24 protein-coding genes and 1 other annotated feature (1 of these 25 running past the window's edge) are annotated in these 24,686 nt (G+C 38.0%); of the genes, 5 read left to right on the forward strand and 19 right to left on the reverse strand.

What is annotated here, in order from left to right:
- Positions 1-46: 46 nt before the first annotated feature.
- A complete protein-coding gene (gene ppc / locus EM808_RS25390; protein ID WP_127742136.1) occupies positions 47-2,806 on the reverse strand; it encodes a phosphoenolpyruvate carboxylase in 2,760 nt (919 codons plus the stop codon).
- Positions 2,807-3,232: 426 nt separating this feature from the next.
- Here ppc and EM808_RS25395 point away from each other — a divergent pair, with 426 nt between their 5' ends.
- Positions 3,233-3,802 (forward strand): thioredoxin family protein, encoded by a 570-nt coding sequence (locus tag EM808_RS25395; RefSeq protein WP_127742138.1) that lies wholly within the window; start codon positions 3,233-3,235, stop codon positions 3,800-3,802.
- Between the two features lie 27 nt (positions 3,803-3,829).
- On the opposite strand, the gene EM808_RS25400 is transcribed toward EM808_RS25395, so the two are convergent.
- From EM808_RS25400 to EM808_RS25435, 8 genes are all read right to left on the reverse strand, one after another.
- Positions 3,830-4,129 carry an iron-sulfur cluster assembly accessory protein gene (locus EM808_RS25400; RefSeq protein ID WP_127742140.1) on the reverse strand — a complete coding sequence of 100 codons (300 nt, stop codon included), beginning with the start codon at positions 4,127-4,129 and terminating at the stop codon, positions 3,830-3,832.
- A 138-nt stretch (positions 4,130-4,267) separates the two neighbouring features.
- Positions 4,268-4,648 (reverse strand): hypothetical protein, encoded by a 381-nt coding sequence (locus EM808_RS25405; protein ID WP_127742142.1) that lies wholly within the window; start codon positions 4,646-4,648, stop codon positions 4,268-4,270.
- 244 nt (positions 4,649-4,892) lie between these two features.
- Positions 4,893-6,707, reverse strand: a complete 1,815-nt coding sequence (locus EM808_RS25410; RefSeq protein ID WP_127742144.1) for a glycoside hydrolase family 2 protein — start codon at positions 6,705-6,707, stop codon at positions 4,893-4,895.
- An 8-nt stretch (positions 6,708-6,715) separates the two neighbouring features.
- On the reverse strand, positions 6,716-8,464 hold the full coding sequence (locus EM808_RS25415) for a glycoside hydrolase family 2 protein (protein WP_127742146.1): 1,749 nt from the start codon (positions 8,462-8,464) through the stop codon (positions 6,716-6,718).
- Entirely contained in the window at positions 8,464-8,901 is a 438-nt protein-coding gene (locus tag EM808_RS25420; protein WP_127742148.1) for a hypothetical protein, read from the reverse strand. The genes EM808_RS25415 and EM808_RS25420 overlap by 1 nt, the downstream gene beginning before the upstream one ends.
- The gene (locus EM808_RS25425) at positions 8,901-9,746 is read right to left on the reverse strand and encodes a carbohydrate ABC transporter permease (protein WP_127742150.1); all 846 of its coding nucleotides are present in this window, start codon (positions 9,744-9,746) and stop codon (positions 8,901-8,903) included. Before EM808_RS25425 ends, EM808_RS25420 begins: the two co-directional genes overlap by 1 nt.
- A gap of 15 nt (positions 9,747-9,761) precedes the next feature.
- Positions 9,762-10,685 (reverse strand): carbohydrate ABC transporter permease, encoded by a 924-nt coding sequence (locus EM808_RS25430; protein WP_127742152.1) that lies wholly within the window; start codon positions 10,683-10,685, stop codon positions 9,762-9,764.
- A 112-nt stretch (positions 10,686-10,797) separates the two neighbouring features.
- A complete protein-coding gene (locus tag EM808_RS25435) occupies positions 10,798-12,066 on the reverse strand; it encodes an extracellular solute-binding protein (protein ID WP_127742154.1) in 1,269 nt (422 codons plus the stop codon).
- 216 nt (positions 12,067-12,282) lie between these two features.
- On the opposite strand from EM808_RS25435, the gene EM808_RS25440 reads away from it, so the two are divergent.
- On the forward strand, positions 12,283-13,218 hold the full coding sequence (locus tag EM808_RS25440; RefSeq protein WP_127742156.1) for an ArsR/SmtB family transcription factor: 936 nt from the start codon (positions 12,283-12,285) through the stop codon (positions 13,216-13,218).
- 140 nt (positions 13,219-13,358) lie between these two features.
- Here EM808_RS25440 and EM808_RS25445 read toward each other — a convergent pair whose 3' ends face one another.
- Positions 13,359-13,985 carry a YitT family protein gene (locus EM808_RS25445; RefSeq protein WP_127742158.1) on the reverse strand — a complete coding sequence of 209 codons (627 nt, stop codon included), beginning with the start codon at positions 13,983-13,985 and terminating at the stop codon, positions 13,359-13,361.
- A gap of 217 nt (positions 13,986-14,202) precedes the next feature.
- On the opposite strand from EM808_RS25445, the gene EM808_RS25450 reads away from it, so the two are divergent.
- Positions 14,203-14,646, forward strand: coding sequence for an Lrp/AsnC family transcriptional regulator (locus EM808_RS25450; protein WP_127742160.1), 444 nt, complete (start codon positions 14,203-14,205; stop codon positions 14,644-14,646).
- Positions 14,647-14,689: 43 nt separating this feature from the next.
- Here EM808_RS25450 and EM808_RS25455 read toward each other — a convergent pair whose 3' ends face one another.
- From EM808_RS25455 to EM808_RS25470, 4 genes are all read right to left on the reverse strand, one after another.
- Complete coding sequence (locus EM808_RS25455) at positions 14,690-15,475, reverse strand: HAD family hydrolase (protein ID WP_127742162.1); 786 nt, start codon at positions 15,473-15,475, stop codon at positions 14,690-14,692.
- Positions 15,476-15,599: 124 nt separating this feature from the next.
- Complete coding sequence (locus EM808_RS25460) at positions 15,600-16,793, reverse strand: class I SAM-dependent rRNA methyltransferase (RefSeq protein WP_127742164.1); 1,194 nt, start codon at positions 16,791-16,793, stop codon at positions 15,600-15,602.
- A gap of 118 nt (positions 16,794-16,911) precedes the next feature.
- On the reverse strand, positions 16,912-17,493 hold the full coding sequence (gene clpP / locus EM808_RS25465; protein WP_127742166.1) for an ATP-dependent Clp endopeptidase proteolytic subunit ClpP: 582 nt from the start codon (positions 17,491-17,493) through the stop codon (positions 16,912-16,914).
- Between the two features lie 19 nt (positions 17,494-17,512).
- Complete coding sequence (locus EM808_RS25470) at positions 17,513-18,151, reverse strand: sigma factor-like helix-turn-helix DNA-binding protein (RefSeq protein ID WP_127742168.1); 639 nt, start codon at positions 18,149-18,151, stop codon at positions 17,513-17,515.
- Between the two features lie 206 nt (positions 18,152-18,357).
- Here EM808_RS25470 and EM808_RS25475 point away from each other — a divergent pair, with 206 nt between their 5' ends.
- A complete protein-coding gene (locus tag EM808_RS25475; RefSeq protein WP_127742170.1) occupies positions 18,358-18,993 on the forward strand; it encodes a DUF3885 domain-containing protein in 636 nt (211 codons plus the stop codon).
- Between the two features lie 97 nt (positions 18,994-19,090).
- Here the strand turns inward: EM808_RS25475 and EM808_RS25480 are convergent, their stop codons facing one another.
- Both EM808_RS25480 and EM808_RS25485 read right to left on the reverse strand, forming a co-directional pair.
- Complete coding sequence (locus tag EM808_RS25480; protein ID WP_127742172.1) at positions 19,091-19,735, reverse strand: HAAS signaling domain-containing protein; 645 nt, start codon at positions 19,733-19,735, stop codon at positions 19,091-19,093.
- Positions 19,732-20,064 carry a PadR family transcriptional regulator gene (locus EM808_RS25485; RefSeq protein WP_127742174.1) on the reverse strand — a complete coding sequence of 111 codons (333 nt, stop codon included), beginning with the start codon at positions 20,062-20,064 and terminating at the stop codon, positions 19,732-19,734. The genes EM808_RS25480 and EM808_RS25485 overlap by 4 nt, the downstream gene beginning before the upstream one ends.
- Positions 20,065-20,269: 205 nt before the next feature.
- Here EM808_RS25485 and EM808_RS25490 point away from each other — a divergent pair, with 205 nt between their 5' ends.
- Positions 20,270-21,133, forward strand: coding sequence for a YitT family protein (locus tag EM808_RS25490; RefSeq protein ID WP_127742176.1), 864 nt, complete (start codon positions 20,270-20,272; stop codon positions 21,131-21,133).
- 139 nt (positions 21,134-21,272) lie between these two features.
- Here EM808_RS25490 and EM808_RS25495 read toward each other — a convergent pair whose 3' ends face one another.
- The 3 genes from EM808_RS25495 to proB are packed head-to-tail and all read right to left on the reverse strand — an operon-like array spanning position 21,273 to position 24,577.
- On the reverse strand, positions 21,273-22,172 hold the full coding sequence (locus EM808_RS25495; RefSeq protein WP_127742178.1) for an AEC family transporter: 900 nt from the start codon (positions 22,170-22,172) through the stop codon (positions 21,273-21,275).
- A gap of 51 nt (positions 22,173-22,223) precedes the next feature.
- Positions 22,224-23,471 (reverse strand): glutamate-5-semialdehyde dehydrogenase, encoded by a 1,248-nt coding sequence (locus tag EM808_RS25500; RefSeq protein WP_127742180.1) that lies wholly within the window; start codon positions 23,469-23,471, stop codon positions 22,224-22,226.
- Between the two features lie 14 nt (positions 23,472-23,485).
- Positions 23,486-24,577 carry a glutamate 5-kinase gene (proB, locus tag EM808_RS25505; protein ID WP_127742182.1) on the reverse strand — a complete coding sequence of 364 codons (1,092 nt, stop codon included), beginning with the start codon at positions 24,575-24,577 and terminating at the stop codon, positions 23,486-23,488.
- Between the two features lie 87 nt (positions 24,578-24,664).
- Positions 24,665-24,686: a binding site (T-box leader), on the reverse strand (it continues 198 nt past the right edge of the window).

The raw sequence follows: 24,686 nt of genomic DNA on the forward strand, positions 1-24,686 counted from the left end.
ATAAAAAAGAAACAGCGTTTTAAAACGCTGTTTCTTTTTTTGTGCATCAGCCAGTATTACGCAAGCCTGCAGCAATTCCATTGATTGTCAACAATACTTGGTTCAGAAGTTCCGGATCTGGTGTCTCCTGGTCGCGCAGCTGTTTAATCAGCTCAACCTGGAAGAAGTTCAACGGATCTACATAAGGGTTTCTTCTGTGGACAGACTCCTGAATTGTTGGTGTATGATCTAAAAGCTCTGCTTCTCCAGATATCTCCAGAAGAATCGCTTTTGTCTTGTTATATTCCTCTTTAATATTGTTATAAATTCTTGTACCGATTGCTTCATCTTCCACTAAAGCAGAATATTCTCGCGCTGTCGTTAAATCTGCCTTCATTAACGCCATTTGCAGATTATCGATAGTGGAGCGGAAGAACGGCCATTTTTCGTACATTTCCTTTAGGATATCAATGTTTTTACCGTCCTTATCTGCAAATGCAGTTAGACCAGTTCCTGCTGCATACCATGCTGGTAACAGCTGACGGCTTTGTGTCCATGCGAATACCCAAGGAATTGCACGCAAGTCTTCAAACGTCTGCTTGCTTTTTCTGCTCATCGGTCTGGAACCAATTTTCAAGTTTCCAATTTCGTTAAGCGGTGTTGCTTCTTTAAAGTAAGTCATAAAGTCATCGTCAAAGAATACTAATGATTGATATTTCTTCAATGATACTGCAGAGATATCCTCCATTGCTGTTTCCCACTTGTCTTTTTGACTTTGATCAAGCTCGTTATTTGAAATGTGAGCAAACGCCTTTAATAATGTAGAAATTGCCTGCTCCAAACTGCGGAACGCGATATCCTCCAATAAGTAACGAGAAGATAAAACTTCGCCTTGCTCTGTAATTTTCACACCATCACCAAGTGTTTCAGCTGGCTGTGAAAGAATACTCTTATTAAGCGGACCGCCCCCTCTTCCAAGTGAACCACCGCGTCCATGGAAGAATTTTAGGCCAATTTTATAACGGCTTGCCATTTCATGAATTTCTCTTTGAGCTCTGTATAGCTTCCAGTTGGCTGTTAACGTTCCACCGTCTTTACTTCCATCAGAATAGCCAAGCATGATTTCCTGCTGATTTCCATGCTGGATTAGATGGTTTTTATAAACAGGTAGCTCAAATAATGTTTGCATAATATCTGGTCCTGCTACTAAGTCATCAATAGTTTCCAGCAATGGAGCCACATTTAAATGACTCTCCACCGTTCCATCTGCATGTAGGCGGTAAATTCCAGCTTCTTTCGCAAGTACAAGCACTTCAAGCAAATCACTTGCAGACTGTGTCATACTGATTAGATAAACCGTAATAGCACGTTTACCGAATTTTTTATGAGCATCGCGAATCATTTGGAATGTTTTAATCATTTCCTGTGTTTGAGCAGAATAATCTTCATTCAATAACAGAATTGGTCTAGGATCCTTTAATACAGATTCAAGAATTTTCATTTTATTGTCTTCATCAAGGCTGCTGTAATCGTCTGCGATGCCAACTTTTTTCATTATTTCTGAAATGGCCGCTTCATGCTCACCACTATGGTTACGAATATCCAATGTGGCAAGGTGGAAACCGAACAAGCGGACTTGACGGATTAGTTTTTGCAAATCCTTTTGTTCATGGTCCTTCGGTTGATGAATCGCAAAGCTTTCTTGGATTAGCTGCAGATCCTTCAGAAGCTCTTCTGAATCTGTATAGCCTTTTTCTGTTTTACCAGTCGCTTTAAGTCTTTCTACAATAACAGCAAACTTTCTGCGATACACTTCTGTTTCAACTTGCCATTTGCTGTCTGCAGTTAAATAAAGCTGCTCTTCTTCTACGATAGACTGGATTAGCTTTGAACTTGCTTTAATTCTGTTTGTCGAATGGCTGAAACGCCTCATTAAAGAAATAACAGCATCCGTATATTTCTTAAGCACTAGCTTGTTCTGCTTATGAAGAGTTTGCCATGTTACTTCTGGTGTCACGTTCGGATTACCGTCGCGATCTCCTCCTATCCATGAACCAAATGTCAGGAAGTTCGGAACATTCCAATTATAGGTTGGATAGTTTTCATGTAAAGCATCTTGGACTTCTTGATGAATATCTGGCAAAACGTCAAATAATGTTTGATCGAAATAGTATAAGCCATTTCGCACTTCATCCATTACAGTCGGCCTTGTTAAACGAAGCTCATCTGTTTGCCACATGATAGTGATTTCTTCAAACAGCTCTTGATCAATCAGCTTACGTTCTTTTCTAGTCAGCATTGGATTATCATGCTGCTTTAAGAGACCTGCAATACGCTTTTGAATTTCCAAAATAGAGCGTTTTGTCGATTCAGTCGGATGTGCTGTGATAATCAGCTCCAACGATAATGTATCAAGGACATTTTGAATCGCATCCTCTGAAAGGTTTTTGCTCTTAAAAGCCTGAATGGCACTGTCAATTGACGCAGGCTGAACAAGATTGTTCTCCATAAGCTGATATTCTCTTCTTCTTCTTATGCGGTGATTAAGCTCAGCTACGTTAACAAGATGAAAATATTTCGAGAAGGCACGAATTACCTGTCTTCTCATTGGTCTTTCCAGGTTTTCCATTTCGTTTTTCAATGTTTGATATGTATCTTCATTGTAATTAGTGCGCAATTCTTTTGCCAATTTACGGATTGTTTCGACTTTTTCTAAAAGTTCTTGTCCGCCATGATGAACAAGCACCTCGCCAAGTATTTTCCCCAATCGCTTAACATCCCTGCGCAAGGATGTGCTGTTTTCATTAACTTTTAATCGTGTTGTCATTAGATTACCATCCCTTAATCTAAATAATTTTTTATCTATTCGATACCTATAATCCTATCACTATTCGTCAGAAAATACATCAAGAAATCGCGTTGATTAATAGATAGAAAAGATTAGTTTCATGAAATTAATCTATTTTTTGTATAAGTAAGCTGAAAATAGGGAATAATTTCTAAATTAACCGTTTTCATTAGAGCTTTATTTTATTATACCTTTCCTTACATTATTTGCACATCAATTTGTCTTATACCACTTTTCATTCTTGAAAAGGTTATTTAAATTTTGACTAATTATAACATGACTGTGCGAAAATAATAGATGCTTATCCGTAATTACGCACCAAAAGGCATAAAATTACTCTTAATCCGTGATTTTTAGTAGAATAAATGAGGAATACTATTAAATGAAGAACAGGAAGTGTTATCGATGAGCAATCTAAAAAACTGGTTTGACAAAGGAATGTCATCACATACGTACATATCGAGCATGCAAGTAAACAAAGATAATCTTTTAAAGGTTTATAATGAGTTTTCTGTTCCCGCAAAAGACATCGACAGCTTAAAGATGCTGCAAACAAAAGGGTTTAAAGCGCTGATACTTAGTGCTGATTGGTGTGGGGATGCAATGGTCAATGTCCCTATCTTTTTACGCTTAGCTAATGAAGCATTAATCGAAACTAGATTTCTGATCAGAGATGAAAACCTTGAATTAATGGACCAATTTTTGACGAATGGAACAGCACGCTCCATTCCGATCATTATTTTCCTTGACGAAAACGATGAGGTAGTTGGCAAATGGGGACCGAGAGCAGAAATTATTCAAAAGGAAGTAGACGTTCTTAAAAAGGATGTGCCAGCTAAAGACTCTCCAGAATATGATGCTGCATTTAAATCCTTTATTAAATCAATGGTAGAGCAATTTATCAACAATGAAGACTGGTGGACAATTATTAAAAATGATTTGATTGAAAGTTTGACAGCTCTTGATAAGAAATAAAAAAACGGGGATTGCTCCCCGTTTTTTTTAATGACTATGACTTTCTTTATTTGGGTTGTAAATAACAAAGCCTGGTTCTGGCACATGGAAATATTGAATCCAAATTCCGTCTAAAAATTCACTGTCATTCTTATCTAAAAGAACAGCAACCTCTTTATCTGACTCAACCACTTCATCATTTTCCGTTTGCTTATCCAGCTTTAGATCATAATGAGCATGGTTTCCGTGATGCTCTGTTATGTATACACGCAGCATTTCTCCTTCATTTGCTTTGCTAAGCATTTGTTTCATTACTTTAGCTGCATGTCGATTTACTTTAACATTCATTGTACTTCCTCCAAATTTTGTTGATTTTTGTACGTCTCTATTGTATTCCTCTACTAGATTGTTTGCAAATAATCGATACCGGCAGTGCTTTTTACATACAAAAACAGGACTGGCATCTGCCAGTCCTGTTTCTTCTATTTAAGATAATGCGCCGATTTCAACCATTTCTTTCACTTTAGCCAATTCTTTTGCATATTGCTCAAAGCCTTCTTTATCTAAAATATCCAGGGATTCATTTACTTTAAATTGCAGATAATTGCGTTTAAGTTCCATATCAAGCACAGAAACTATTTTCTCCTCATCAATGAAATCCTCAAGCTCCTGGACAAACATATATACACTATAATCATTGATCATTACTAGCATTAGCCAACCTAAAGAGTCAACATATTTCTTCTCTTCTGTAACAGTAATAATATCCCCTTTATGTAAATCAAGAAAAAATGTATGATCGGGTCTAGGACATGTACATTCCACCATATATTGAAACGGCTTCACTACCAAGAATTGATTTTGCATATAATTACACCTTCCTAGTTTCTTTATTGTCTGTTTATTGGTTATTCATATTGTAAATGAAAATGATTATCAATGTCAATTTATTTGCAAAAAAAAATCCTGTCCTTGATAAGCCGGCTCCTATATTACAAATATAAAAAACCAAACTATTAATCAATAAATAGTTCGGTTTTTTATTTGACTTAAATACTTATGTCCAAGCCTTTGTTTTAACCTTGAGCTCTAAATAATTTATAGATAACAATTAATCAGTTTTTACGACAGGAAGTCTAGCTGGATAAAATTGATTATTAATTTCTTTTAAAAGAGAAAGATCGCATTTAGGCTTACGGTTATAGGTAAGTATCCCGTTAATTTCTTGTTCTACATCTGTTAACTGTGTATAGCAGTAACCCCATAACCCTTTCGATTGGTAGATGGCATCCATAATACGGCGGAAATCTCGGACATATTCCTCCTCCGTCTCGACAGAAGTATAACCCCAGCCTTTTTGATCATCCACTTTAAAGCCTATCCCTCCAAATTCTGTCAGCATAATCGGTTCTCCTTGATGTGAATAGCCATTTGCATACACCTGCCATTTACCGTGTGCATGTGAAAGGAGATTTTCGACAGAAGCTAGCGTTTCTTTAAAGTATTCGTACTTAACCTTTTCCTCATGATTTCCATGATTATAATTGTGAATAGCACATATATCGGTTGTTGTCGCTTCCCAGCCGTCATTCGAGATGACAGGCCTAGTGCCGTCAATTGCATGCAGCATATGATACATCGTTTTGGAGAATTGCTGCTGCTTTTTGTCTGCGTGAATATCCGGAACTCCCCAGCTTTCATTTAACGGCACCCAAGTTACAATGGACGGGTGATTATAGTCTCGTTCTACAATTTCCATCCATTCCTTCATTAATCTTGCGGCTGCTTTTTCAGTATAAACAGGAGCAGATGCGCATTCCCCCCATACTAAAAAACCTAACGTATCTGCATAATACAAAAACAAGGGATCTTCTGTTTTTTGATGTTTACGACAACCGTTAAAGCCCATCTCCTTCGCTAATTCTATGTCTTTTTTTAAATCACTTGCTGAAGGTGCTGTCAATAACCCCTCTGGCCAGTATCCTTGGTCTAATACAAGCTTTTGATAATATGGTCGATTATTTAAAAATACCATCCCGCTTTCCGTATGTACTTTCCTATATCCAAAATAAGATGTTACCGTATCTAGTACGTGTCCATCATCCTTAACAAGCTCTAGTTTGACATCAAATAAGTTTGGATTCTCAGGCGTCCACGCAAAACCAGCATCATGAAAATTTGATCGGAAAATTTTATTTTGCATAAGATCTATTGCTCTTTTCACATTCCGACCCGTTAACTTTATTCGATCCTCTGCAATTACGAGGTCTTTAAAGCTGATTGAGTAGTCTAGGAATCTATGTTCTTTAAAATGGATAAAGTCACTAATATGCAAATCTATCCAAACGTTTCCATTATCTAAATCAGACGTGAATTTCACACTTTCTATATGTTCCTTTTCAATCTGTTCTATCCAAACCGTTTGCCATATCCCCGTTGAATTGGTGTACCATATCCCCCGTGATTCTTTTTCCCAAAATTGCTTGCCACGCGGAATGGTTTCATCATCAAAAGGATCATGTACAAAGACGGTGATGGTTTGTTTTCCCTTCACTAGCTTATCTGTTATATTAAAGTGAAAGGAAGTATGTCCCCCTTCGTGCTCCCCGACAAAGTGACCATTCACATACACTTTACAATAATAATCTACTGCCCCAAAGTGTAATAATGTTAACTTATCAGCAGGATTATCTAGCTCTATTTCTTTTTTATACCATATATACTCATGAATACTGCGGTCATTTATGCCGCTTAACTCTGATTGGTAAACAAAGGGAACGTTTATTTCACAAGATAATTTCTCCTGGTTGGCATATTTCTCCTTCCAGCCTTCATTTCTATCATCAAATTCAAATTGCCATGGACCGTTTAAATTCAGCCATTCAGATCGTACAAATTGAGGTCTTGGATACTCTACTCTGCTCATAATACCTCCTATGGTTTCATTCTTCTTGTATTTACTTCTCTTACTCTATTTACTGAAACCTTTGGCTTGCGATCAATCGTAAGCAATCCGTTAAGTTCCTGCTGGACATCTGTAAGCTGTGTATAACAATAGCCAACCACATATTCTAAATCTTGAATTGCATAATGAATTTCTTTAAACCTTTTGAAGAACGCTTCCTCATCCTGCACTTGATTACCATAGCCCCATCCTTCTTCCGTTTGGAAAGCAATTCCGCCAAATTCGGAAATAATAATCGGCTGTCCCTTATAGCCATAATTTTCAGCAAATGGGTAGAAATCTTTATTAAATTGCATCTTATTAGAAAGAACATATTCCTTATTTTCATAGCGTTTAGTAAATACTTTGCCGAATTCTTCATAATCATGCAGTGTAATGATATCGGAAATGGTATGCTCCCAGCCGTCATTCGTTATGACAGGGCGCATTTGGTCATATGTTTTCGTTCTATAATAAATACTTTCCGTAAATGCTTGTTGCTTTCTATTTACATGAATGTCGTGAACTCCCCAGGACTCATTGAAAGGTACCCAAGTAATAACACTTGGATGATTGTAGCTTTGCTTCACAATTTCCATCCATTCCTGTGAAAAATTCTGCACTGCCCGATCATTAAATGCATATGTTGAGCCAACCTCTAACCATACAAGTAGCCCGTATTTATCTGCTAAATACAAAAAGCGCGAATCCTCTACTTTTTGATGCTTCCTAACCCCGTTATATCCAAGCTCTAGCACTTTTTGAATATCAACCTCTAAAGCTTCTATACTTGGCGGCGTCAAATCGGAATCCTGCCAATAGCCTTGGTCTAATATTAGGCGTTGATATAATTCTCTATTATTAAGCAGTATCTTATTTCCTTCGATTGAAATCTTTCTCATCCCAAAATAAGAATGTACGGTATCAAGTAATTCGTTCTCTTTATATAAATTAAGCTGAAGATCATACAAATGTGGATTCTCCGGACTCCATGTTTTCATTGTCCATGGGTCCTTTCTTTCAAGCACACTTCCTTGCAGTGCAGCAGCACCATCTATAATGGTTGCTGTTAAGGAATTAATGAGCTTGCCATCAAAAAGAATCTTTGCTTCTGCCCTATATCCATCTGCTCCAATTGGAATGTTGTTTGCATTTAATTCAATTAGAATTTCTTGTTCATCAAATAAAGGCGTAATTTTTGCATGTTCTACATAAACAGGAGAAACATACTCTAGCCAAACAGATTTCCAAATACCTGTTGTTTGTACATACCAGCATCCAAAGTTTTCGTCATGCCATCTCTGCTTTCCTCTTGGCTGGGAGCAGTCTTTTGAATCATGCACCTTCACCGTCAATTTATTTTCGCCAATATGAACCTTATCCTTTAAATCTACTGAAAAGGCATGATAGCCGCCTTGATGCTGTGCCGCAAGCTTCCCATTAACATATATAAACGCCTCATAGTCGACTCCTTCAAAATGAAGAATTGGATGTTTTTCTACATCATCTATATTCAAGGTTCGTTCGTACCATACGATTTCATGATGCTCTTGTTGATGAACGCCACTTGCCTTCGTTTCATAAGTGAAAGGAACTTCTATCACCGTTCCCTTTGGAAATTTTTCGTACCATTTATTTTTTTCACCTTTTTTTTCATCATCAATCACAAAATCCCATTTGCCATCCAAGGAATACCATTTTTCTCGTCTCAATTGCGGATTAGGATGCAATTCATTCATTAGCTTATACCTCCAATTTGTTGATTACCTCTCATCACTAGCTTTTTTATGCTCTTATTTTTAGCCAGCATAATCATACCTGCTGACATGTACAAAACTACACTGATAATATCCATAATGAAGTAACTCATAACGCCACATACTAATAACCAAATCGCTACTTTCACATGCACTTGATCATCCTTAATATATTTTTTAGCACAAACAAGATTAAACAGGCCGAGTCCGATTAGTATCGATCCAAATATGCCGATAAAGATATAGATACTTCCAACGACAGACTCCATCGCTTTCATATATGCGAAGCTCGTGTTTTCAATCAGATTTGCACCTTCTATTTTTTTCAAAGTTCCATACACCAAAATCGTTAATAAGCCATCAATTATTTGCCAAATCCCAGCTATGATCACTAAGTTCCTTTCCAATCTTCTATTCATCAACCCTTCACTCCAGCTGATAATGACATAGAATCCAAGAAATACTTTTGTGCAAATAAATACAGAACGAATGTCGGAACAATTGCCACAAGCGCTCCTGCCATTAATAATGTAGGCTGAGCCTGATACATCCCTTGCAGCAATTGCAGCCCTGGTGTTATCGGCATTTTTTCCACATCATTAAACACGATCGACGGCCATAAGAAATCATTCCAAGAACCAGTAAAGGAGAACAAGGAAACTACTAAAAGCACTGGTTTAATTAAAGGTAGTATCACCCTGCGCAATATTTGAAAATCATTGGCACCATCCATTCTTGCTGCTTCATCAAACTCTGTTGGGATATTATTCATAAATTGTCTCACTAGGAAAATATTAAAAACACCTGCAGCACCAGGAACAATCATCGCGATAGGTGAATTAACCCACCCTAATATATCAATAATCTTATAAAGGGGAATTAAATTGACGACTGCAGGAAACATCATCGTCGCCATTAAAAAGGCAAACAACCCATTCTTCCCTCTAAAGCTTAATCTACTAAAAGCGAAGGCAGAAAGTGTTACAACAAGTAATACTAATAAAGTATGCGTGACAGAAATAAACAAGGAATTCGTAAACCAGCGCACTAACGGTGTACTTGCATTATCCACTAAAAGAGAGGTGTAATTGGAAAGCACCCATTCAATTGGCAGGAATTTAAAACCAACAGATTGAAGTTCTATTTCTGATTTAAAAGAGGTTACAATTCCCCACACTAACGGAATAACCCAAATAACGGACATTGCGAGTAAAAAGACAAACGCAATGATTTTTGGAAATGGATTAACTCTTTTTCCACTCATTCCAATCCCTCCTATTTAATTTTTTCTTTCTCTTAAGAAAAAGAACTGTAAGGATGCAACGATCATGATGCACACGCCAAGAATAACTGCCATGGCTGATGAAATCCCTGCGATCGATTGACCAGAGCCAAATGCATTCTGTTGGATATCCATTAAAAGAACTCTTGTCGAATCCGTTGGTCCCCCACCTGTGAGCATAAGCGGCTGTCCATATACATTGAAGTGTGCAATGGTGGTAATAACGACCGTATAAAGAATTTGTCCTCTAATACTTGGCAGCGTAATTTTGATGAATTTCTGAAATGGTGAGGCCCCGTCAATATCTGCTGCTTCATAAAGGTCTTTTGGAATCCCATTTAAGGCTGCTTGATAAATAATCATATTCCCGCCGATTGACCACCAAACCGTTACTATAATTAATGCGATCCATGCATAAGGCTGCGTTCCAGTCCAAACCGTTTCTAAATTCAAAATATTATTGATTGGGCCATATGTGACGTTGAACATTAATGTCCAAATAATTACGACCGCTGAAATCGCAAATAATGATGGTAAATAGAACAGAGATTGAAAGAACTTCCATAAAGCAGGTTTTGTATTTAATGCTGCGGCAAGACATAATGGCACGATGATACAAAACGGTACAACAAACAGGACGAATAAAAATGTATTCTTCAAACCTGTATGTAGCTGTTCATAAAAAATCGAGTCAGATTGCAGTAATATTTCTTTATAATTATCAAGGCCAATAAATGTAGGAGAGCTGATTAAATCCCATTCTGTAAAAGAAATATAAATACCAAAGAATACAGGAATTAGAAAAAACACACCAAATATCAATAAATGCGGAGCCAAGAAAATCCATGGTGTAACAGAATTTTTAATTACCCTCTTATGCTTTACTTGCTTTACTTGTTTTGTAGCAGGAACAGTTTCCATCACTCCACTCCCATTTCTTTTTTCTATTTATTAACTTTTTAAATCACAAATTTCAAAAGCTTACCTTTTGAATTAACAAGAGGTAAGCTTTTTACCTGCTAATTACTCCACATCATTTATTCGAGTTATCTTTTTCCACCTTCGCTGAAACTTCTTTTTGCATTTGCGTAAGCGCTTTATCTACTTCCAGCTTTCCAAATACTACATCGCCCGCTTGTGCATCAAGCGCTTCTGAAACATAGCCATTGTACTTATAATCAAAGATTTTTAACGTTGCTTGTTGCTCTGGTGTAGATAAGAAAAATGCTTGTGGCATTTGCTTGTATTCTTCGTTTTCTAATAGCGACAATGTGGCTGGATTTTGTCCAGACTTAGCCCATTCCATCGAGTTGTCTCGCACCCAGTTCAAGAAATCCATAACACCTTTTGCTTTTTCATCGGTCCGTTTTTCATCTTTAAACATGACAAATTGATGGGAGGAAGACCAGTTAACTGTTTTAGACAGGTCATCAGAAACTTGCGGTGCATTCGTTAATCCCCAATTTATCTTGCTTTGCTTCACTTGGTTTTGCATCCAAATTCCTTCAGGCAAAAACACTACTTTTCCTGTTAAGAACATTTGCGTTGGATCTTCCCCGTCTTTAGTTGTGTATCCGGTTTTCACTAAATCCTTCCACAGGTTAAAGGTATCCTTAGCGGCTTGATTATCAAGTGTTGGCTGAATTCCATCCTCTGTTAGAGCCCCGCCATTTTGTGCATAAAGGGATAAAAAGTTCGGTTTCAACCAAGTAACACCAATCGATGCAATCTTATCTTTTTTCGAAACTTCACCTACTTGCTTCACTTCATCAAATGTCACGATATTATCGTCTAACGCTGTAGGCAAATACTTATTTACTAGATCTTTATTGTAATAAAGTCCAAACGTATGTATATCTAGCGGTATACTATAGCGTTCAGATTCAATCTCCCCAATATTCCAGGCTTCTGGTACATAATTTTCTGCCTTAATATCTGGGTAATCTGTTAATAAATCATTATAAGAGGTTAACATATCATTATCTTTAAACTGCTTAATACGCTCTGCATGAACAATCGTTAAATCAGGTATATTTTTTTTGGAGTTTACAATCGTTGGGATTTTCGTATACATATCTGTTTCTTTAAGAGAGATATTCTTAATTTTATAATCTGGATTTGTCTTGTTGTATTGATCTACCATTGCTTGCATGTTTTTCCCATCAGGTCCTGTAAATGGATTCCAAAAGGTGATTTCGTTTTTAGCGCTACTACTTGCACCTGAACTACTACATCCTGCCATAATTCCAATAGCCAACCCTAACACACCCAAAAGCTTCCACCGTTTCTTTGAAGTACCCATCGAATTTCCTCCCCATTTAATTAACTCATACATTTAACTAATTGGTTAAATGTATTGATATGTTTGTTTTACAATTTTAATTTAACAACAAAAGAAAGCGTTGTCAACGTTATTTTATCAACTATTATAGTGTTTTCTGTTGAAGTTAAACAAGCGGAATGTTACAATCAAAGTACAAGCTACTATTTAATCTTTTGGTTAAGGAGATGAACCATTATGCAAATTCAGGTTTCTAAGGATTACTTCTATGTTTATCAAGCACTTGCTAGTGAAACTCGCATTGAGATTATTGAACTGTTAGCTAAAGCCTCCGCAAACATTTCTGATTTAGCCCAACAATTAAAAATAAGTCCTGCTATCGTTACTCGCCATGTGCAGAAGCTAGAAGAAGCCGGCATTGTTAAATCCGTTAGAACTCCTGGTAAGTCAGGTCTGCAAAAAATAGTGGAGCTCGCCATTGATAATATTGAAATTCACTTTCCTAAAAAAATATTTAAAGAATATTTACTTCATTTAACCGATTTAAAAATTGGGCATTATACAGATTTCCAAGCAAAACCAACCTGCGGAATCGCCTCAGAAACTGAGTTAATCGGCAAGCCGGATGATCCAAAGTATTTTATGGATTCTAAAAGAGTGGATACACAGCTCCTATGGTTGTCAGAAGGCTTTGTAGAATATAAAATCCCTAATCTCTTAGGACCAAACCAAATACCCGAAATGATAGAAATCAGCATGGAATTAGCTTCTGAGTTCCCCTTATCTAACAACGTGTGGCCAAGTGATATTACCTTTTATTTAAATGGTGTAAAACTTGGCACATATACAGTCCCAGGAAACTTTTCAGACGTGCGCGGGCGATATACCCCAAGCTGGTGGAATGATAAATTTAGTCAATATGGCCTTCTGAAAACAATTCGAATTAATAAGATAGATACAGGAATTGACGGGGAGCCGCTCTCAAGTGTAACCATCGATGACATCCAATTAGATCAATCCCCATTCTTAACATTAAAGATTGCGGTGGAGGAAGATTCGGAGAAAGTAGGCGGACTTACTCTTTTCGGTGAGCATTTTGGGAACCATAAGCAAAATATTCGTGTTGGCATCTATTATTTAGAAAAAGAAACGCAAACTTTAAAAACCCTGTAGTAAATGGCTAGTTTTCTCCATATGCTCCATGTTAAATCAACACCTCGATAACAAAAAAAGTACCCTATAGAGCAGACTATTTTATAAATGTCTACTCTATAGGGTACTTTTTATTTTTATTATCTAACGGAATTTAATTATCACATGGAGCTGGTTTCCAAAATCGGTTCAGTGCTTGTTACTTTAACTGGTTTCGTGTTTCGTTTCGCAATTTGTTCTTTAAAACGGCTAAGCATGGTAGAAACAATCAACACAGACAAAATACTATAGAAGCCTCTTAGCACTCCAATACTATACATACCGATAAGAATTACAATCGTATCAAAAATAAAATTCGTTTTTCCCATATTCCAATTGAACTGTTTTTGAAGGGTAATCGACAGGATTTGGGCACCTCCTAGTGACGAACCATTCATAAACAGTACCACTACACCTGCTCCGATAATGATTCCACCAACAATGGATCCAACGAGGGGATGAAAAGCAAGTGGTGGAAAATACGTCGTTATAATGGATGAAAGAACGGTAACAGTTGTTACTGCCAGTATTGTAGAAATCGTGAACTCTTTCCCCATTTTTTTATAAGACAAAATATAAAATGGGATATTAATTATCGTAAACAACACACCGAACGAAATCGGAAATAAATAGGAGGCGCTTAAGCTTAAACCGGCCGTCCCGCCAGTAACAAGAGATGCACTTTTTAGCACATACAGGCCTAAAGAGGTGAAAAAACAGCCGACAATCATGATTAATATTTTTTTCAAACAAAACACTCCTAATATGATAAAATTTAAAGTTGGGTTATAAGCGAGGATGGCATATCGCCGAGTTTCTCAGGTAATTTTGGTGGTTTTGGTATATATTTAATGATAGAATAAAATTAAGCATTTTTACATATCAAAAAGAATAGAATGAACATATATAACCTAAAAACTGAATGTATTTTATAGATTTTTATTTCATTTTGTAAAGGAGCAGAAAATGGATAAGGTAGATGTGCAATTGTTAAAATTACTGCAGGAGGATGGAAGAATAACGGTGAGTGACCTTTCCAAGCAGCTTTCCTTAAGTCGGCCAAGTGTATCAGAACGACTGCTGCGGCTGCAAGAAAGAGGAATTATTCTTGAATTCAGCGCACGGGTTTCCCCTGCAAAGCTAGGCAGAGAAACACTTCTGTTTATTCAAATAAGTGAGTTGAAGGAAGAACCGCATGCATTTGAGGAATTCATTAAACATGAGCAGGATATTTTGGAATGCCACCGTGTAACAGGACCTATCAGCTATACGATAAAGGCTGCTGTTTCCGGTATTGACGGAATGCGGCAATTAGTCGACAGGTTAATTCCCTTTGGAACAATCAATACTTCTGTTGTGCTTGGATCGCCTGTACCATTTAGGCACCTAATGCCAAAGGATGAGGAATAACAAAAGAAGCTCAGAGGAAGTTAGCCTCTGAGCTTCTTTTTCATTAGCTGATTTCCTTCAATAGCGGAATCAGTTCAAGCAAATCGTTGATTTCATATGTTGGATGCACATTTTCAGGTGTTTTACCTTCTCTGTTAATCCAGACTGACTTCATCCCAACTCTTGATGCTCCAAGAATATCTGTCATTAGATTATCCCCGACCATTATACAGTCTTCCACACTTAAACCAAGCAAGGAAACGGCATGTTCAAAAATAGAAGGATCTGGTTTACCTTTACCAAAATCTCCTGAGATAACAATTTCGTCAAAATATGGAGCAATTTCAGGCGTTATTGTCAATTTCGTATTTTGCAAGCCTGGTGAACCATTTGTAAGGAGAAGAAGCTTGTACTTTCCTTTTAATTCATCCAAAAGCGCGAATGTCTCCTCATACACAAAAGGAGATTCTTTACGGAAAGCAGGAAATTTCTCTGCTAAATATTCGCCGAACGGCTTATCATCAATTCCCAATGCCAAAAGGCCGTTTGTCCAAGCATCTTTACGGTATATCGGAACAATTGCTTTCATTTTTTGGAACGACTCATGCTGATCAGCGAACTCTCCCCACAGACCTTCAAATGGATTAATCCCGATCATTTGTGTAAAAGCATATGTTTCATATGCTTGATATAAGGTTTGTGCTTCCTTTCTGACAGCTTCTTCAAAGCTTGCTGCAGAAATTCCGTATTTGTCTTCAGCAAGCTTGCATGTTTTTTCAAATGCTTCTTTGACACTTCGTTTATCCCAAAGGAGTGTATCATCTAAATCAAACAATATCGCTTTCACTATTCAATCCCCATTCCATATGTACTAGTAACATTGCTAAATATTAGATTACTAGGTAAAAGCCTTTAAGTAAACAGCGTTTTTATTCTCCACACGAACTTGCCGTTGAGAATATTATCGTAAAAAACTATTTACGTTTTTTTATAAAAACGACTTTTAAATAATTGCTTTCCTTTAAATGACGGATGTTAGCGAAGTCCTCCGGAAGGCCAAATTCCTCTAGAATTTCATAGTTGTCCTTTTGTTTGTTAAATGCCTCATGAATAAATTGTTTGAACTTCTTCATATCAAATGTGCTGCAGTTTGTTGATGCAACAATAATCCCTGATTGCTTCGTGATACTGATGGCCTCTTTTAACAGCTTTGAATAGTCCTTAGCCGCACTGAAGGTATGCTTTTTACTGCGAGCAAAGCTTGGTGGATCAAGAATGACCATATCAAACTGTAGCTGCTTTTTCACCGCATATTTAAAGTAATGGAAAACATCCTCGACAACTATTTTCTGATCTGCCAGCTCAATGTCATTATATTCAAAGTTCATCGTAGTTTTCGCCCTGCTTCTGTTTGCCAAATCTACACTCGTCGTGGTTTTACTGCCACCAGCTGCCGCTGCTACAGAGAATGCACCCGTATAGGAGAAGGTATTAAGCACGTCCAGCCCCTTTGCATACTTGTCGCGAATCGTTTTTCGCACCTCACGCTGGTCAAGAAATATTCCAGTCATTGCCCCTTCATTAAGGTCTACCGCAAATTTCATGCCGTTTTCCTTGACCATTATTGGAAATTGACCTTCTTCTCCATACGCAAAATCGTCACCCTCGACATATGTACCATTCGTATCAAACCGCTTCTTTTCATAAATTCCTTTGAAGTCTACATGACTTTCAAAAGCCTTGATAATCCACTCTTTGTATTCGTAAATTCCTTTACTGTACCATTGAATTAACAAAAATTGATCATATCTATCAACAGTAAAACCACCGATTCCATCTCCTTCCCCATTAAAGAGGCGAAATGCAGTCGTTTCATTATCATGATATAATGCTGCTCTTTTGTCGTTTGCTGCTTTTATTTTTTTAGCAAAAAAGGCAAAATCAATCGCTTCCTGCTCATTTGTCGTCAACAGCCAGCCAATCCCTTTATTTTGAATGGCATAATATCCTCTGCCGATAAATTTTCCAGCTTTATTTTTCACATCAATGATTTGACCTTCATTTAATTCCTTCATTCCTGAAAGGGAATCTTTATATAGCAGTGGACTGCCATTTCGAATACCTTTCTCAAATGCTTCATCTATAGTAACTTGCTTTCCTGTCATCATTTCACCTTTTTTCTTCCTGCAAATAATCATTTTCTTGTCCTATTATAGCGTATCAGTTCAGAAAAAACGAATCACATGAAAAAACAGCTGCACAAAATTTAGTGCAGCTGCTCAGGCTTTATTTCGGAAGAACAATCTCATCAATAATTCCGTAGTCTTTTGCTTCTTCTGCAGTCATAAAATAATCCCTATCTGTATCAACAGCAATTTTTTCGACAGTTTGCCCTGTCCTTTCCGCCATAATATGGTTGATTTGTTCACGCAGCTTGAGAATTCGTTTCGCTGTTATCTCAATTTCCGTCGCTTGCCCTCTTGCACCGCCAAGTGGTTGATGAATCATAATTTCACTATTTGGCAATGCATACCTTTTGCCTTTTGTGCCTGCAAGCAGCAGCAATGCCCCAAAGGATGCAGCCATGCCCGTGCATATCGTGCGCACATCAGGCTTTATATACTGCATCGTATCAAATATGGCAAATCCAGCAGTTGTAGAGCCACCTGGACAATTGATATAGATGGAAATATCTTTATCAGGGTCATCTGCCGCTAAAAATAATAGCTGTGCAACAATATTGTTGGCAACATGATCATTAATTTCTTCACCAAGCATAATTATCCGATCCTTTAATAGCCTTGAATAAATATCGTAGGAACGTTCTCCCCCGCTCGATTGTTCAATTACATATGGAATAGCACTCATTTTTTTTGCCCCCTTTTAATTATGCTGCTAGCTGCATAATTGGTCCCGTGCTTTGCCGTTTATGGTTTGTTCTTACATTAGTTGGATAAAGGACTTGCGCAGACAGAATTTCGTTTATCAGCAGTGCTGGATTTTGCTGCTTTAGCGTTTGATAGTATAGTCTGCTTGCATCACTTATGCCTGAAGTGTCTTTTGTATCGTTCTGCTGTTTATGCAGTTGGTTTCTTGCTCTAAACAGCATTGCCTTTATTCCTGTTTCCGTCATTTTCAATGCGTCAGCCGCTTCTTTAATACGATAACCAAAGCCTTCAACCAACAAGAAAACAGCTGCTTGCTTTTTTGTCAGCGATTCCGCCAAATGCTCTGCTACAATCATCCAATCACAAGAACGATCTGCCTGCACATCTTCTGCTGCATACAGGTGCGCTTTTTCCTGCTTGCTTTTACGAAGTGTATCAACCCAGCGGTTATGAACCATTTTCTTTAATAGTGCTGCCGTTATTTCACTGTCTCGATAGGATTCCATTGCCTTTAAAAAGGTGTCATGAATGATATCTTCCTTTTCCCATTTAGTCATTGAGAGATATTGACAGTATTTACTCAAGCTTTCGTAATGCTTATGAAGACTGTTGGCATTTCCCAACGGCTGATTGCTCAACTTTATCCCTCCCCTTCCTTTTGGTTTTCATACTTAGAACGTTTCAGCTAGCAAAAAAGATACGGGGCAAAACAATTTCTCTTACTATTTATTATACAACTGCACTTCTCTTCATGCTAAAATGGCAGCAGTATTTAAAACAGAAGGAAAAACCATAAGCATAGTGCTGCTTTGCTAAAAACTGTAACAGGAAGTGAAAAATTTTTATGAAGTTAATCAATTATTTACAGGCAAGCTTTCCTGCTGTCGAATTGATTCCAAGTATTTATTATCAATGGGATATTGGAGTCCACTTTAGTCTCGGGAATAATATTTATCAATTTACAGATGATGATAAACTTAACCCCAAGAGATTTGAGCTAGTGTATAAACAAATTTCTCTTATTTTTGATGAACTATTAGACGAAAACGATGACTTATTCCTTGTCACAAATGTTTATAAACATAAAGCATATGAGAAAAGAACAAAAAAATTAAGGGTATATAAGCGATTTCTAAAAAGGAAATCTCTTTTACATAAAATTCAAGTTAAGACCTCTGCTTATCCATTTGAAATAGAGGAAGCAAATGAATACGAAATGCAACAGTTTTCCTTATTGTGTAAGCGAGGAGATATACGTGTGAAGGAATTACTGAAAGCAGTCAGCAATGAAGATTTTCCGTTATATCCAAAATTGGGAGGGTATGCCGCTGGATATCCAGATGTATTTTTTGTGAACATCACGAAGGACATTATATTCTTTGTATATGATGACCGCGGTTGTGAAGTAATCGCATTGGATGCTGAACGTATTCGCCCGCTTTCTGAAAAATATTATGAGTGGATAGAAGACACAAAATGAGAAAATGAATAGGAGACATACCGAATTAACTATCTGTTTTTTCGCTAAAAAAACTCTGCTTCTCCGTATTGGAGTGCAGAGCTGTCATTCATGTTAATTAAATCGATTTAGTTGCGCCATACCGGAAACCCAATATCGAAATCGGATATAAAAGAATCGTGCTTATGATGCAAATTACTGTAAACTCGCCTGTTAATAGTGGCGCAAACACGGACGCAGGAATGATGCGAAAAACGACCATTACCATTAAGAACAGATTTGGCGCAAGTGCGATGTAAAAGGTTCTTTTCAGCAGTTTTTTGCCGCCAAGTCCAAACTCCTTGCCAACTTCATACCCAAGCAACAGCCAATAAAACAGGTACAGAAAAATCAGAAAAAACGGAATACTCGTTAGAAAAAACCATAGTTGCTTTACTGTAGGGCTTGATAAGGAATGATAAAAAACGGTTAAGATTATTCCTGCAGCAAAAAAGAAAAAGTTAACGAAAAAGAAAATCCACTTTGTCCTGGCAGGTGTCACTGTCCGCTCTTCCTCGTACAGTGCCGCCATTTCCGCTGGTGTGCCAAGCCTTTCTATAACTACATGCATTGCTTCTTTTTCAGTCTTGCACGGACAATTGCATACCTCATCTAACAAATCTATCAGATGCTGTTCATATTCAAGCAAGATATCCTCCACTTGATCGTGATTTTTTAAACAAGTGCGGAGGATATCCAGATACTCTTGTTTACTAGAAATCATATTCCTTTTCTCCCGATCACCTTATCTATCGTTTGGACAAAGCTTTTCCATTCCTTTGTTTTTTGCTCAAGTATCTCAAGACCTGTTGAAGTTATACGATAATATTTACGTGCAGGGCCTTTTTCAGAATCCTTCCAAAATGATTCCACATATACTTGCTTTTCTAATTTATGTAGTGCTGGATATAATGTGCCTTCCTTTACCTGCAGAGAATAGTCACTGCGGCTTTCCATCTCCTTCACCAATTCATAGCCATACATTTCTTTTTCGGCTAATAGCTGCAAAAGAATTAAGGAAGTACTTCCCTTAACAAGCTCCCGATTAAACATGTTTTCACCTACCTAGAATTATATAGTACTGATATTCTATCTCTTTCCTTGGTAAGTTGCAACGCATTTCATGTTAAAAAGATGTAAAAAGCAGTGGTGTTAAGAAAGAGTTATATCCTGCTGGAATATTTTTCTGTTTTATTGGCATCATAAACCATGTTCATTTAAAGCGAAGTATTCCATCGTTTTAGAAAGGGTGTGTAAGATGGGAAAAAAGCATAAAAAGGAAGCCAAAATCCATTTTATTATCCGTTATATTATGCTGATGATTGGCGCAAGTCTCGCTGCTGTTGCCATTGAATTATTCCTTGTGCCAAATACAATCATAGATGGAGGCATTATTGGCATTTCCTTGATTATTAACTATATGACTGATTTCAGTTTTGGAATTTTGGTGCTGATTATCAACATCCCTTTTTTGTTTGCAGGCTATAAATACATCGGCAAGAATTTTTGCATCTCCTCCTTGTTTGCGATTATCATGCTTGCTGTTGTTGAATCCTCCTTACACCATGTTGAACCATTTACAAGGCAGCCTCTTCTTGCGACTGTTTTTGGAGGTTTGCTGCTTGGTGCAGGAGTTGGACTTGTTATCCGCAATTCAGGTGCCTTGGATGGAACAGAAATACTTGGCATTCTGTTGTCAAAAAAAATCCCCTTTTCCGTCGGGGAATTCGTTATGTTTCTAAATGTCTTTGTGTTCACATGGGCAGGATTCGTACTGGAATGGGAACAGGCCATGTTCTCGATTCTCACCTACTATATCGCAAGCAAAGCCATTGATGCTGTTATGCAAGGCTTTGATGATACAAAAGCAGCCATGGTAATCACAAACGAATACGAAGAGATCGCAGAAGCACTGTCAGACCGTCTTGGCAGAGGTGTCACAAAATTAAAAGGCAAAGGCGGCTATCTTGATCAGGAAAAAGAAGTGCTTTATGTCGTGTTCACCCGGCTCGAAATTGCCAAGTTCAAAAGCATTGTGCTGGAAATTGATCCAAATGCTTTTATTACGATTATGGATACACAAGAGGCGCATGGCGGGAAATTTAAGCATGCGATTCATTGAGAGAAGATTTTTGTGATTCAACAGTTTAAGTGGATGGCTTAGGCTGTTTTTTCTGACTTAAAAACCTTACATTTAGCCTAATAAAAACCCTAATCGAATCTAATGGCGATTAGGGCTTCTAATTAAACATTACAACATCTCACACAATAAACAACACAATCGGCAATGTAATGATACTCGCTAATGTACTAAATAGCGTGGCGGTGGAAACAAAGTCTGGCTCTGTTCCGTATTGCAGGGCATACATTGTCGTGTTGGCGGCAGATGGCATTGCTGCAAGTACGATCATTACTTGTTTCAGCATATCATCGACAGGCAGTATGAAGGTCATCCCCCATGCGATGAGCGGGGAGATGATAAGTCTTAAGGTTAACGCAATGGATAATGGTTTTACTTGAATTTTTTTGACGGTTATTTTGGCTAAAGTCATTCCTAATACGAGCATGACTGTTGGTATGGCAGCGTCTCCTACCATCTTGATAGCATCAAGCATCGTGTTGGACAATGGGATATGCAAAAAGTGAAAGAGCGTCCCTAGCATCGCACCATACATGATCGGAACCTTCAAAACCTTCTTCCATGTTTCGTTTGCTGCTTCACCGTCTGCAGATCCTTTTGCTGCATAATAGACACCTATTGTTGCCATTATCAGCTGTTGGATGACCATCAGGATGACCGCATAATGAAGGGCGGGCTGTCCGAATGCAAACAAGACAAGTGGTGTGCCGTAGTTGCCATTATTCATAAAGGCAGATGACAGAATCATTCCGCATGTTTTCTTGACATCATACCCTCTAATGATAGCCACAATATAAATAATTCCAATAATGCCGAATACAAGGGCTAATGCATATATTGCCATCATTAAATAGTCCATGTCAAAAGTAGTTTCATAGAAAACACTAAAGGACAATAATGGTGTCATCAAGTAAACGGTCATCGTCGTTATCGCCTTCGTATTAATATGAAGAACTTTCTCGCCTACAAATCCGACAGCAAATATAAAGAATATCGGTAATAGTACCGTAACAAACTGCATTTGTTTTCGCTTCCTATCTATTAAATTACAATCTTATCAAAACGCTGCAGCTTACTTTCTGATTTGTCCATTTCCATAAATATAGTATTTGGACGATGTCAGAGCATTTAACCCCATTGGTCCTCGTGCATGCAGCTTTTGGGTGCTTATGCCGATTTCAGCACCATAGCCGAACTCAAAGCCGTCAGTAAAACGGGTGCTCGCATTATGGTAAACAGCGGCAGCATCGACACTCAATAAAAATGCTTCTGCATTTTCTGTTACCTCTGTCAGAATTGCTTCTGAGTGCCTTGTGCCATACTTATTTATATGTGTAATTGCTTCGTTTATATCTTCTACGACTTTAACACTAATCTTTAAGGCGGAGTATTCTGTGTACCAATCCTCTTCTGTTGCAGCATGAGAGGAAGCAAAATCAGTTGTGACTGTTTCGTCTCCGTATATTTCTACTCCTTGCGCCGTTAATGCCTGCAGTAGCTCCTGCCCAAATTTCTCATACCAATTTTTATGAATTAAGATTGTTTCCAGTGCATTGCAGACAGATGGGCGCTGTGTTTTACCATTAAGACTTATATTAAGTGCCATTTCTTTATCAGCACTTTCATCTATAAATAGGTGGCAGTTGCCAGCACCTGTCTCAATTACTGGTACAGAAGCTTCTTTCACAACGGTATCAATCAAGTTTTTGCCGCCTCTTGGAATAAGAACATCCAAATACTCTGTTAAGTGAAACAGCTCTTTTGCCGTTTCTCTGCTTGTATCCTCAATCAGCTGAACGGCATCAACAGGGAGAGCTGATTTTTTTAATGCTTCATGAATGGAACGCACAAGAGCCATATTGGAGCTTGCTGCAGATGAGCTTCCTCTAAGAATAATAGCATTGCCTGTCTTAATGGATAATGTCGCCGCATCGATTGTCACATTTGGCCGTGCCTCATAAATCATGCCCATCACGCCGATTGGCACGGTCTTTTTTAAGATAAGCAGGCCATTGTCTTTTTTGATTTCTTCTAATGTGGCACCAATTGGGTCTTGAAGTTCAATCAGCTGTCTTATTGCCATTGCCATGTCTGCGATTCTTTTTTCATTAAGCATGATTCTGTCTAATACAGAAGCTGATAAGCCCGCCTTTTCTCCATTAACTAAGTCTAGTTTATTTTGTTCAATAATAGCGGCTTGATCTGAAAGTAGCTGGTCTGCGATGAGTGCTAATGCGTTATTTTTATCCTTTGTCGTCAATTTCCATAATTGTCTGCTTGCGTCTTGTGCCAATTTACCTTTTGCTTGAACCTCTCCCACCTGTAGAACCCCCTTTATATTTTCACCCAGCTATTGCGATGAATCACTTCCTGCAGCTGTTCACCTGCTTGCTTTCTTCCTTTCACTCCGAGAAGTTCATTAAGGTCATTGGACCCATATTGAACCTCGCCTTTCCCTATAAGGCCTGATGTCCCAAAAACCTCGACAACATTTCCTTTTTCGAAAATTCCTTCAATTTTATAAATACCAGCTGGAAGCAGGCTGCTGCCTTTTTGCAGCAAGGCATTTTCTGCCCCTTCATCGACAAACACTTTTCCTTCAACCGTTGAATGCAGCGCAATCCACTGTCTATTGTTTGTTATCGCACTTAACCCTTCTGAACCGATATAAGTACCGTCCCCTTTTCCTTCTAAAATGGAAAGGAGCTTATCTGCGCCGCTGCCGTTGCCGATAAATACTGGTACACCAAGGCTTAACGCGGTTTCTGCAGCAATCAGCTTCGACTTCATACCGCCTGTTCCTACCTTCGAGCCGCTCCCTTTCGCACCTTCAAGAAATTCAGCTGTTACTTTTTCAATAAAATCATAGCGCTTCGCATCTGGATTTTCCTTTGGATTGCTGTCATATAACCCATTAATGTCTGTAAGGATAATTAATTGTTCTGCGTGAATAAGACCGCTAACTAATGCAGACAGCATATCATTGTCACCAAATGTCAGCTCTTCGACTGACACTGTGTCATTTTCATTGATAATTGGGAGAATTCCTCGTTCCAAAAGCTCAGATAATGTGGAATAAGCGTTCCGATAGCGTTCCTTTTTACTGAAGTCATTTCTTGTTAGCAATATTTGAGCTGGTACTATGCCGTATTCTCGAAAACGCTCTGTATAGCTTTGAATAAGGAGCCCCTGCCCAACTGCTGCTGCTGCCTGTTTGCCTTTTAATGTGACAGGACGGGACGGGTAGCCAAGCTGCTTGAAGCCAGCTGCAACAGCACCAGAAGAAACGAGCACAACTTCTTTCCCCTTTTCCTTTAAGGCTGCAATGCTTGCTATATGATCCTTTAATTTATCCTGATCGATTTCCCCTTTTGAATTTGTCAGGGAGCTACTGCCGATTTTTATTACGATTCTTTTTCTGTCCACATCGATTCCCTCCAACCTATCACAATTCCAACTAATCTTTATCACCTTATACCTAAGACAAATAAAAAAAAGCTCCTTTCATCCTGTAAAAAGGACGAAAAGAGCTTTC

Source organism: Niallia taxi, assembly GCF_004005475.1.
Taxonomy (GTDB): Bacteria; Bacillota; Bacilli; order Bacillales; family Cytobacillaceae; genus Niallia; species Niallia taxi.

Bases quoted from the DNA above. Each gene is read 5' to 3' on its own strand.
- ppc (WP_127742136.1), bottom strand. From the start codon at position 2,806: ATGACAACACGATTAAAAGTTAATGAAAACAGCACATCCTTGCGCAGG.
- EM808_RS25395 (WP_127742138.1), top strand. From the start codon at position 3,233: ATGAGCAATCTAAAAAACTGGTTTGACAAAGGAATGTCATCACATACG.
- EM808_RS25400 (WP_127742140.1), bottom strand. From the start codon at position 4,129: ATGAATGTTAAAGTAAATCGACATGCAGCTAAAGTAATGAAACAAATG.
- EM808_RS25405 (WP_127742142.1), bottom strand. From the start codon at position 4,648: ATGCAAAATCAATTCTTGGTAGTGAAGCCGTTTCAATATATGGTGGAA.
- EM808_RS25410 (WP_127742144.1), bottom strand. From the start codon at position 6,707: ATGAGCAGAGTAGAGTATCCAAGACCTCAATTTGTACGATCTGAATGG.
- EM808_RS25415 (WP_127742146.1), bottom strand. From the start codon at position 8,464: ATGAATGAATTGCATCCTAATCCGCAATTGAGACGAGAAAAATGGTAT.
- EM808_RS25420 (WP_127742148.1), bottom strand. From the start codon at position 8,901: ATGAATAGAAGATTGGAAAGGAACTTAGTGATCATAGCTGGGATTTGG.
- EM808_RS25425 (WP_127742150.1), bottom strand. From the start codon at position 9,746: ATGAGTGGAAAAAGAGTTAATCCATTTCCAAAAATCATTGCGTTTGTC.
- EM808_RS25430 (WP_127742152.1), bottom strand. From the start codon at position 10,685: ATGGAAACTGTTCCTGCTACAAAACAAGTAAAGCAAGTAAAGCATAAG.
- EM808_RS25435 (WP_127742154.1), bottom strand. From the start codon at position 12,066: ATGGGTACTTCAAAGAAACGGTGGAAGCTTTTGGGTGTGTTAGGGTTG.
- EM808_RS25440 (WP_127742156.1), top strand. From the start codon at position 12,283: ATGCAAATTCAGGTTTCTAAGGATTACTTCTATGTTTATCAAGCACTT.
- EM808_RS25450 (WP_127742160.1), top strand. From the start codon at position 14,203: ATGGATAAGGTAGATGTGCAATTGTTAAAATTACTGCAGGAGGATGGA.
- EM808_RS25460 (WP_127742164.1), bottom strand. From the start codon at position 16,793: ATGATGACAGGAAAGCAAGTTACTATAGATGAAGCATTTGAGAAAGGT.
- clpP (WP_127742166.1), bottom strand. From the start codon at position 17,493: ATGAGTGCTATTCCATATGTAATTGAACAATCGAGCGGGGGAGAACGT.
- EM808_RS25475 (WP_127742170.1), top strand. From the start codon at position 18,358: ATGAAGTTAATCAATTATTTACAGGCAAGCTTTCCTGCTGTCGAATTG.
- EM808_RS25480 (WP_127742172.1), bottom strand. From the start codon at position 19,735: ATGATTTCTAGTAAACAAGAGTATCTGGATATCCTCCGCACTTGTTTA.
- EM808_RS25485 (WP_127742174.1), bottom strand. From the start codon at position 20,064: ATGTTTAATCGGGAGCTTGTTAAGGGAAGTACTTCCTTAATTCTTTTG.
- EM808_RS25490 (WP_127742176.1), top strand. From the start codon at position 20,270: ATGGGAAAAAAGCATAAAAAGGAAGCCAAAATCCATTTTATTATCCGT.
- EM808_RS25495 (WP_127742178.1), bottom strand. From the start codon at position 22,172: ATGCAGTTTGTTACGGTACTATTACCGATATTCTTTATATTTGCTGTC.